The sequence below is a fragment of the Candidatus Burkholderia verschuerenii genome (genome assembly GCF_001189365.1).
Classification (GTDB): domain Bacteria; phylum Pseudomonadota; class Gammaproteobacteria; order Burkholderiales; family Burkholderiaceae; genus Caballeronia; species Caballeronia verschuerenii.
Genome location: NZ_LFJJ01000218.1, coordinates 1 through 9161 on the forward strand (window position 1 = coordinate 1; position 9161 = coordinate 9161).

The 9161-nt window shown below is 62.8% G+C and carries 10 protein-coding genes and 1 pseudogene; 8 read left to right on the forward strand and 3 right to left on the reverse strand.

The features are described 5' to 3' along the window. Nucleotides 1–163: 163 nt before the first annotated feature. The 3 genes and pseudogenes from BVER_RS25330 to BVER_RS25340 form a co-directional block, all read right to left on the reverse strand. Nucleotides 164–427: pseudogene (locus BVER_RS25330) on the reverse strand (hypothetical protein); the annotation flags it as partial. Nucleotides 428–456: 29 nt separating this feature from the next. After that, a complete protein-coding gene (locus BVER_RS25335; RefSeq protein ID WP_050455607.1) occupies nt 457–1002 on the reverse strand; it encodes a hypothetical protein in 546 nt (181 codons plus the stop codon). A gap of 329 nt (nt 1003–1331) precedes the next feature. Further along, nucleotides 1332–2396, reverse strand: a complete 1065-nt coding sequence (locus BVER_RS25340; RefSeq protein ID WP_050455608.1) for a sigma-54 interaction domain-containing protein — start codon at nt 2394–2396, stop codon at nt 1332–1334. Between the two features lie 657 nt (nt 2397–3053). Between BVER_RS25340 and BVER_RS25345 the strand changes: the two genes are divergently transcribed. The 8 genes from BVER_RS25345 to BVER_RS25380 all read left to right on the forward strand — a co-directional run bounded on the left by BVER_RS25345 (nt 3054) and on the right by BVER_RS25380 (nt 8987). Then, a complete protein-coding gene (locus tag BVER_RS25345) occupies nt 3054–3407 on the forward strand; it encodes a hypothetical protein (RefSeq protein ID WP_050455616.1) in 354 nt (117 codons plus the stop codon). A gap of 46 nt (nt 3408–3453) precedes the next feature. Further along, complete coding sequence (locus BVER_RS25350; protein ID WP_050455609.1) at nt 3454–3771, forward strand: ElaB/YgaM/YqjD family protein; 318 nt, start codon at nt 3454–3456, stop codon at nt 3769–3771. A gap of 84 nt (nt 3772–3855) precedes the next feature. Further along, the gene (locus BVER_RS25355; protein WP_050455610.1) at nt 3856–4089 is read left to right on the forward strand and encodes a hypothetical protein; all 234 of its coding nucleotides are present in this window, start codon (nt 3856–3858) and stop codon (nt 4087–4089) included. A gap of 394 nt (nt 4090–4483) precedes the next feature. Next, on the forward strand, nt 4484–5887 hold the full coding sequence (locus BVER_RS25360) for a sigma-54-dependent transcriptional regulator (RefSeq protein ID WP_050455612.1): 1404 nt from the start codon (nt 4484–4486) through the stop codon (nt 5885–5887). A 221-nt stretch (nt 5888–6108) separates the two neighbouring features. Next, the gene (locus BVER_RS25365; RefSeq protein ID WP_050455613.1) at nt 6109–6348 is read left to right on the forward strand and encodes a hypothetical protein; all 240 of its coding nucleotides are present in this window, start codon (nt 6109–6111) and stop codon (nt 6346–6348) included. A gap of 263 nt (nt 6349–6611) precedes the next feature. Next, nucleotides 6612–6848, forward strand: coding sequence for a hypothetical protein (locus tag BVER_RS25370; protein ID WP_050455617.1), 237 nt, complete (start codon nt 6612–6614; stop codon nt 6846–6848). Between the two features lie 194 nt (nt 6849–7042). Next, nucleotides 7043–8497 (forward strand): alpha,alpha-trehalose-phosphate synthase (UDP-forming), encoded by a 1455-nt coding sequence (otsA, locus tag BVER_RS25375; protein WP_050455614.1) that lies wholly within the window; start codon nt 7043–7045, stop codon nt 8495–8497. A 136-nt stretch (nt 8498–8633) separates the two neighbouring features. Further along, nucleotides 8634–8987, forward strand: a complete 354-nt coding sequence (locus BVER_RS25380; RefSeq protein ID WP_050455615.1) for a hypothetical protein — start codon at nt 8634–8636, stop codon at nt 8985–8987. Nucleotides 8988–9161 lie beyond the last annotated feature (174 nt).

Genomic DNA, 9161 nt, shown 5'->3' on the forward strand with positions numbered 1-9161 from the left:
GTTCCAAACTCCCAGGAAACCATTCAGATCAATATTGCTTCTGGGAGTTCTGGGAAACACGATCTTCCGGCGGCCCCTTGCCACCCTTGACTTCGACTAATTCTGAAGGGCCGACTACTTCGCCGTGGCCGTTTTCGATCGGCAGCGTGTGCTTGACCTTCTACGGCCGTGTCTCGCCGACTTGCGACAGGCCCGCCGTCACCGCGATCATGACCTGCTGATCCTGATGCAGCGACTTCATCGTGCGCTTGACGACTTCGTCGGTCGCCGCCTGCACCGCGACCGCGACCGCGATGCCGAAGCCGACAGCCGGATTGGTCGTCACCGCGCCCGCCACCGCGCCCGTCGCCGCGCCGATGGACGCGCAACCGCTCATCGTCACCACCGTGGCGGCCGATGCCGCGATCAGGCCGATACGCAAGGCCATCGATACCGACGCTACCGAAGCGCCCGCCATCATTGCAGCGAGCCCCAGCGCGGCGTCGCCGGTTCGGCGGAGGCCCACTTCCATTGCTTGCCGTCGCGGCAGACCGACGCGACGTAGAACGCGCTGTCGGCGGGGCGGTCTTGCGTCGCATCGCGATCGACAGAGAACACCACTTCCTTGCAGTCGAGCGCGCCGCTGCTGATGACGCGGCTCACCGTCACGCGGCCTTTTTCGTCGTCTTCGATGGGCATCGAATGCACGATCTTCCACGGCGCCACCGCGCCGACCGCGAGCGGTCCCGCGACATCCGCGATGGCGTTCTGCGTATTGGTATGGATCACGCGCTGGGAGTACTGCACGCCGGCTTTCGCCGCCGCGACCGCGCCCAGGCCGATGCCCGTGGCGACCGCCGCGTTGTTCGTGACGCTGCCCGCGATCGCCGCGCCGCCGATACCAGCGCCGGCCACCGCGCCTTCGCCGTACAGCGAGTTGCATCCCGAAAGACCCAGACAGGCGACGATGCCGGCGACCAGCGCCACCGCGTGGCGGCGCCGGGGACGCGCCGGGGAACCCAAATCTGCATGTTGCTCTTCCTTCTTCTACCGTGTTCTTGCGCATGCGCCCGGCATGCACTGCGACGCTTGACGCGCGCGATGCCATGCCGAGGTCCGGCCCGTTCATGCGCTGTCCGAATGACGACGCGCGAGCGAGGCACGGCGCGGGCTTGCCGCATTTTGAAGCAAGCCTCTAATTACCGGTTTGAGAAAATTACAAGAAATTGCAAGCGAGCGGAATTCGTTGCGCTTTTTGCCTGCGCGCAGGCGATGAAATGCGGGCGTTGAAAAACAGCGAGCGCGTATCGAACGCGCTCGCTGTCAATCAGAGAAAACTTATGTGCAGGAAGTCAGCTTTCTTCGCTCGACGATGTTTCGCCCGGATCGGCTTCTTCGTTTTCGTATGCGCCGAGTCGGTTGTACAGCGTCTTGAGGCTCACGCCCAGTGCTTTCGCCGCGCGACGCTTGTCGCCGCCGCAATGCTTGAGCGTGCCGAGGATGATCTGCTTCTGCGCATCGGCGAGCGGCGTGCCGACCCACACGTTCATCGCATCGCCTTGCGTGACCGGCTTCTTCACCCGCGACGCCAGATGCGGATGCGCGATCTCCACCGTCTTCTCCGCCAGAATGAACGCGCGATACACCGTGTTCTTCAGCTCCCGCACGTTGCCCGGCCACGAATACGTCCGCAGCACGTCGAGCGCGCGCTTGCTGAAGGCCTTGCTGGTGCCTTCCTGCGCGTTCATCTCGCTGAGGAAGTGTTGCGCGAGCAGTTCGCGATCGGTATCGCGTTCGCGCAGCGGCGGCGCACGCAGCGGAAACACCGCGAGCCGGTACATCAAATCTTCGCGCAGGCCGTTTTCCTTGACGGCGGCGACCGGATCGCGGTTGGTCGCGGCGATCACGCGCACATCGGAGGTGATCAGATCGTTGCCGCCGACGCGAAAGAACGTGCCCGTTTCCAGCGCCCGCAGCAGCTTCACTTGCCGCACGGGCGACATTTCCGTCACTTCGTCGAGAAACAGCGTGCCGCCGTTCGCATGCTCGAAGTAGCCGATGCGGCCCTGCACCGCGCCCGTGAAGCTGCCTTTCTCGTGGCCGAAGAGTTCGGCTTCGATCAGGTTGTCGGGAATCGCGCCGCAGTTCACGGCGATGAACGGGCCGTCCTTGCGTCCGCTATGGTCGTGGATGGTCCGGGCGACCAGCTCCTTGCCGGTACCCGATTCGCCGATGATCAGCGCGGTCGCATCGGTGGCGGCCACGCGTTCGATTTGTCCGTACAACTCATGCATCACGGGCGAAGAGCCGAACATCAGCCCATAGGACTTCAAGCCCGGCACTTCCCCCGCGTTGCGCTTTTTCTGCGCCGGTGTATCGCCTGCGACGAGCGGCGGATCCAGATCGGTTGACGTCATGTGTGCTGATATGTCCTGAAGTTCTGCGAATGAGGCGTCCCGCGCCGTGCGAGCATCGTGCTCCGGCGCGAACGGAAACGCCGCGCCGGTACGACGTGCACGGCGTCCGTTGCGATCAAGTGCATTCGGTTGGTTCGCCGTACGAGGTCTGCCGGCGAGACGTCGCGCGTTGCCATGTTCGACTCGGCCCAGCGCGTCAAGCGCCGGCCTCATCCGCTTTCGATGGCGAAGGACGATTCCCTCGGTCGTGCGTCGATTGCGCGAGGACTGCGCGGCGTCCGCGCAAACCGGCGCCGCCGGCCGCAACCGACTATCTCAATATCGCTATTTAACCATTCGCAACGATGTTGCGGCAATGTGATGCCGTCGGCAGAGTGGATTTTGTCTGAGCGGTCGTCGCTCGCGATGCACGATTCGCGCCGATTCCGGCAAGGTTCGCCGCGTACGTCGCGATTTACACGGCGACGGCGTAATTCTTACCCGGCTGCGCACGTCCGATCGTCCTGGACATCGCGCGGGGCGTGCTTCGGACAATCGATGAACGACGCTCGGGCGGCTGGCATGAAAGCTGCGAAAGGTGTGCATCCGAACTCTAAAAACAGGCTCGCGGCGGCGCATGGTTCGGCGCTGTGAGCGGCAGGGAAGGGTATGCACATCATGAAAGACTTTCTCGACATCGATATCGACGGCATCACGCTCGAGCGCGCGCAAGTCGCAGGCGCGCCGGGCGTGCGCGTCAACGCGCCGCGCGAGCCGCAGGAACTCGCGGCGAGCGATTCGATCGACATCTATCACTGGGCCGCCGTCGCGCTGGTGACGGCGTTCATGTGCGCCGTGCTCGGCTACGCGGCCGGCACGCCCGCGCTTGCGCGCGCCGCCAACGTCACGAGCATGGTGTTCGGCGTCGCGGACGGCATGCTCACCGCCGGCGGCCTGATTCGCGGATTGCGCGCGCGGCTCGCGAATAACGGCGTGCTTCGGCGCATGTCGCGTGTTTCGCGCGCGTCCTGAACGCACCTGGCTTTACCCCTGACCCACTTAGGCGAGGACTTCAATTATGAGTCAGACGACCGTCCAGCTTGCGTTGGGCAAGCAGAAGATCATCGAGGACATCAAGGTGTTGCTGAACGACGCGGAAGAACTCGTGCGTCTGTCGGCGACGCTGCCGGGCGAAGGCGTCGACGCGCTGCGCTCGCGTCTGCGCGATCACGTCGATTCCGCGCGCGTCGCGCTGAGCGATGCCCAATCGAGCGCGCAGAGCCGTTATCGCTCGGGCGTCGACTGCACGGAAAAATACGTGAAAGAGAATCCGTGGCAATCGCTCGGCATCGCGACGGGCGTCGGCTTTCTGGTGGGACTGATCGTTTCCCGTTGAATCTTTTTTACCGCGCGAACCGTATCGACAGATGCAGGCATCGCGCGGCGTAGCTCGATTTTTCATGACGAAGGGAGAAAACACATGGCACGTCCCTCGATCGGACTTTTCGGCGCATTGTTCGCGGTCGGCAGTGTGCTGGCGTGGAAATGGGTGCAATCGCAGGATGCGGCTGGACGGCGCACCGTGCGCGACTTGAACCGCTGGGAAGACGAAGGCGGCAAGGTCCTGACACCCGGCTCGGCATCGCCGCAGGCGCTCAATGGCAATGGCACCGTGGGCGGCACCGCCGACGCGTGGCACTTCCCGCGCAGCTGATCATCGGTTGAAGCGAGCGTCGAGCGGGGCGCAAGGCGGCATCGTTATTTGTGCGCGATGGCAACTTGTTAGGTCTCCGCTTGAATCGCAGGCAATTTGTGTGAGTTGAAAAACGCACGTCCGAGCGACGTGCGTTTTTATCTTGATAAACCCTTATAATCAGTGAAACTCTGTCATAAGTTGTATAAATGGAAAAACTTACGACGGACTCAGCCAAGCGTGCAGAAAAGCGGAAATTATTTTATTTCACGCGTTTCCGTTAAATCGCGCCCGGGGTTTTCCCGGAAATCGACTTGAAGCGCACCGGCCCGGACCGCACCTCCTCGCGGTACGGAGAAGACCACGCCGCACGACGGCGTGTGACCCTGAAACGCTTTGGAAGAAATCGAATCGCATGTCACATGTATTGATTGTCGATGACGATCCCAGTACCCGCGAGGCGCTAGCCGCGATCATCGGCGAAGACGGATTGTCGACTGCGCTGGCCAGCGATCTGCGCGAGGCGCGCATCCAGCTGGTCCGGCAAACGCCGGACGTCGTGTTCACCGATCTGAAGCTGCCCGATGGGACGGGCGTTGATCTGTTCGAAGACCTCGATCCGCGCTCGGGCGTGGAAGTGATCGTCATCACCGGCCACGCGACGGTGGAATCGGCCGTGAGCGCGCTGAAGATGGGCGCCGCCGACTATCTGGTCAAGCCGATCAACATGCAGCGCGTGAAGGCCATTTTGTCGCGCCTGCCGCGCGCCGGCGACCTGAAGGCGGAAATCGGCACGCTGCGCAGCGAGTTGCGCCGCATGGGCCGTTTCGGCCTGATGCTCGGCAATTCGCCGGCGATGCAAACCGTCTACGATCAGGTCGGCCGCGTCGCGCCGACGGCGGCGTCGGTGCTGCTGATCGGCGAATCGGGAACCGGCAAGGAAGTCGCCGCGCAGACGCTGCATGAACTGTCGCTGCGTCGCAAGCATTCGTTTATCGCCGTGAACTGCGGCGCGATCTCGCCGAATCTCATCGAGTCCGAAATGTTCGGCCACGAGCGCGGCTCGTTCACCGGCGCGGATCGGCAGCACAAGGGGTATTTCGAGCGCGCGAACGGCGGCACGCTGTTCCTCGACGAAATCACCGAAATGCCGATCGAGCTTCAGGTGAAGCTGCTGCGCGTGCTGGAAACGGGCATGTTCATGCGCGTCGGCACGACCAAGGAACTCGAAACCGACGTGCGCCTGATCGCCGCGACCAACCGCGATCCCGAACAGGCCGTGCTCGAAGGCAAGCTGCGTCTGGACTTGTATCACCGGCTGAACGTGTTCCCGATCAACCTGCCGCCGCTGCGTGAACGTGGCAAGGACGTCGAACTATTGGGGCAGGCGTTCCTCGACGAACTGAACGCCCGCTACAACACGAAGAAGGAGTTTCCGGCTGCCGTGCGCGAGATGCTGGCGTCCTACAACTGGCCGGGCAATGTCCGCGAGTTGAAGAACTACGTGCAGCGCGCGTACATCATGGCGGCGTCGGACTCGGACAGCACGGCCACGGTGCCACTGCAGATTTCGCTGTCGAAGCCATCGGCGGGGACGGCGGTGACGATTCCGTTCGGCACATCGCTCGCGCAGGCCGATCGCCAGCTGATTCTCGCGACGCTCGAACAGTGCGGTGGCGTGAAGACGCGCGCGGCGGAAATCCTCGGCATCAGCCTCAAGACGCTCTATAACCGGCTCGTCGAATACGGCGAGGACGCGCAGAAAGCGGCTGTCGGAGAGGGTGGCGAAACAACCGACGCCGACAGCGAAAATCCCTGATCTTCGCTTATCTTTAGACGAAAACCCCGCCCGCTGCTTGCAAAAGCGCGGGCGTTTTTTATTGGCATGTGAGTTTTGAGCGCCGATAATGAGATGCATGCAGGCGCATTTTTAAGGGCGGATACAAGGGCATGTGCCTTGCTGTCCGATCGATGACCTCCGCGTCGGCTGAGGACGGCCGCGCGGAGCGACGACGATCACAAGACCGCAAGGAGCCCGCCATGTCCGATATCCCGCCCGAACACGATCGCCGCGACGAACCGACGCAAGCCCGGATAAACGCGATGCAGGCGCAAACGCCGCAGCCTCCGGACCCGCCGATCACGCCGCCGGATCAACCGCCGCCCACCCCGATTCCGCCCGAACCGAATCCGGACCCGACGCAAGATCCGCCCGGCGCGCCGGTGCCACCGATCGGCGATCCGCCGCCCGGACCGAACGATGCGCCGCGTGTGCAGTAGTGCTGCAACGAAGGAGAGTTGAGCGGACGACGTATTCCGCTGCCAGGACCGATTCCCTGAATTCGTGCAAGGTTTGAATAAGATTCCATCCCGGACGTAGGGATTACAACGGATGAAGCAACAATGACCGGCGGCAAGCCGTTTCGCCGGTCGTTTTTTCTGACGTAACGCCGCTTTTCGAGGCGATGTCCACTTCGAAGGCGACGTATCTGGTCCGACGCCGCCGACGTCATCACGCGACGGCCTTCATTTCTGGAGGCACCATGAGGCACCCCGCACTTCGACGCTCCGCGCGTCATTCCTCCAAGCGCGAAGCACGCGCCGAAGCCTCAAAACAAGCCGGCGCGCAGGGCGATTCCGCATCGTCCGCCGAGCACGATCCCGCCGGGCAGAAACGCCCCGCGCCTGGCGCTCCGCCCGATGGCGAGCACAACCAGGGCGGCGTGCGGCGCGAAGGCATCGACTATCAGCGCGACCTGGGGTCAGAGCAAGACTCATGACGGTCGCCGGCGGATTCACCACCGGCTCAGCGATGAAAATTTTCTACGCGGCGCGTCGTCGCCGCGTGTTTTTGTTCGTCCGTAACAAGTGGATACGAAAATTTGTTAAGTTTTGAAACAAAATCGGCACGAAGCTTGCATACTTTTCATTCGCCATTCCGAGCATGCAACGAAACTGAAGAGGTGACGCTGTAATGAGCAGATTGATCGTGGTATCGAATCGCGTCGCGCCGATCCAGGAAGGCAAGCCCAGCGCCGGCGGCCTGGCCATCGGCGTATTGGACGCGCTCAAGGAGACTGGCGGCGTATGGTTCGGCTGGAGCGGCGAAATCGTCGGCGAAGCGGCCGATCCCGTTCTGGAGACGAGCGGCAATGTCACCTACGCAACCGTCGGCCTCACGCGCCGCGATTACGACCAGTACTACCGTGGCTTTTCGAACGCCACGCTATGGCCGACTTTCCACTATCGCAACGACCTGTCGCGCTTCGATCGCGAGGAGTATGCGGGCTATATGCGCGTCAACGCGGGTCTCGCCGCGAAGCTTAAGAAGCTTATCAAGCCCGACGACATCATCTGGGTTCACGACTACCACATGCTGCCTTTCGCGCAGGAACTGCGGAAAATCGGCGTGAACAATCCGGTCGGCTTCTTCCTGCATATTCCGTTTCCGGTTCCGGAAATGATGCATACGGTGCCGCCGCACGAAGAACTCATCGCGGCGATGTGCCAGTACGACGTGGTCGGCTTTCAGACGGAGAACGACCAGCAGTCATTTATCGATTACGTGGAGCGTAGCGGGCGCGGCCACTATAGCGACGACGGCATGCTGCAAGGCTTCGGCCGGATGCTCAAGGTCGGCGCGTATCCGATCGGCATTTATCCGGACGCCATTTCCAAAGCGGCCGAGCAGTTCTCCAACCGCAAGCAGGTCAAGAGCCTGCGCGACAGCATGCGCGGCCGCAAGCTGATCATGAGCGTGGATCGCCTCGATTATTCGAAGGGTCTCGTCGAGCGTTTCCTGGCGTTCGAGCGTCTTCTGCTGAACGCGCCGGGCTGGCATGGCCGCGTGTCGCTCGTGCAGATCGCGCCGCCGACGCGTTCGGACGTGCAGACGTATCAACGTATTCGCCAGAATCTTGAGGGCGAAGCGGGGCGCATCAACGGCCGTTTCGCTCAGCTGGACTGGACGCCGATCCAGTATCTCAACCGCAAATACGAACGCAATCTGCTGATGGCGCTGTTCCGCCTCTCGCAGGTCGGCTATGTGACGCCGCTGCGCGACGGCATGAACCTCGTCGCGAAGGAATATGTCGCGTCGCAGGATCCGGCCGATCCGGGCGCGCTGGTGCTGTCGCAATTCGCGGGCGCGGCGGATCAGCTGCCGGGCGCGCTGGTCGTCAATCCGTTTGATTTGTCGCAGATGTCCGAAGCGCTCGAACGCGCCTTGTCGATGCCGCTCGCCGAACGTCAGGCGCGTCACACCGACATGATGGCGCCGCTGCGCGAGAACAATCTCTCCGTCTGGCGCGATTCCTTCCTTACCGATTTGCGCAGCGTCGCGACGGCGACCTCCGTCACCGAGAGGACCGTTAAAACGGTAAAGCAAGGCGCGGCGACCGGGGCAAAGCGCCCGGCGGCTCAAGCCTGAAATAAGCCGCGACTTCCGACGACAACCCCGCGCATCGAAAGGTGCGCGGGGTTTTCTTTTGTGGCTTCGAAAGCCGTGCGCGGAACGCGTATTGCGGAATCGTCATGGACACTCACACACGTTACGCAAGGAGGTCATGATGAGCGGAAGCACATTGAATCCGTCGGAAGAAGGACAAGTGGAAATAGGCAAGGGACACGGCACCGGCGCGCTCGGCCCGAGCGATTCGTTGGATAGCGGATCGGACGTGCAGGGCGAAGTGCGCCGTCCGGGCGAGATCGAAGACGAACTCGATGCCCACGCGCTCGGCCAGTCGGAAGCCGAACTCGCGAGCGATACGGACCGCTACGGCACCGGCGAAGCGGCATCCGCCGATGGCGACAACCATCTCGAACCGGACGCCGATATTCTTCCCGACGAAGTGGAAGACGAAACGCGCGGTCTGCTCGACGACGACGCCGATCCGGCGGACGACGCGGAGCGCGGCTAGTCGCGCGTTACGCGTATCGCAAGCAGGCGCGCACGACCTCGTGCGCGCCTTTTTTTGTGCGCCCAGCATGGGCGCACTCTTGCGGGTGCAAGTCGCGCGGCAAGTTGACCACAGCGAGCGAAGTGAAGCGCAACTGCGGAAGGGCGACCGACCGTGGGGAGGAAGCGTGGAGCG

Excerpts from the sequence above, each read along its gene's own strand:
- BVER_RS25340 (WP_050455608.1), bottom strand. The coding sequence starts at position 2,396 with ATGACGTCAACCGATCTGGATCCGCCGCTCGTCGCAGGCGATACACCG.
- BVER_RS25345 (WP_050455616.1), top strand. The coding sequence starts at position 3,054 with ATGAAAGACTTTCTCGACATCGATATCGACGGCATCACGCTCGAGCGC.
- BVER_RS25350 (WP_050455609.1), top strand. The coding sequence starts at position 3,454 with ATGAGTCAGACGACCGTCCAGCTTGCGTTGGGCAAGCAGAAGATCATC.
- BVER_RS25355 (WP_050455610.1), top strand. The coding sequence starts at position 3,856 with ATGGCACGTCCCTCGATCGGACTTTTCGGCGCATTGTTCGCGGTCGGC.
- BVER_RS25360 (WP_050455612.1), top strand. The coding sequence starts at position 4,484 with ATGTCACATGTATTGATTGTCGATGACGATCCCAGTACCCGCGAGGCG.
- BVER_RS25365 (WP_050455613.1), top strand. The coding sequence starts at position 6,109 with ATGTCCGATATCCCGCCCGAACACGATCGCCGCGACGAACCGACGCAA.
- BVER_RS25370 (WP_050455617.1), top strand. The coding sequence starts at position 6,612 with ATGAGGCACCCCGCACTTCGACGCTCCGCGCGTCATTCCTCCAAGCGC.
- otsA (WP_050455614.1), top strand. The coding sequence starts at position 7,043 with ATGAGCAGATTGATCGTGGTATCGAATCGCGTCGCGCCGATCCAGGAA.
- BVER_RS25380 (WP_050455615.1), top strand. The coding sequence starts at position 8,634 with ATGATGAGCGGAAGCACATTGAATCCGTCGGAAGAAGGACAAGTGGAA.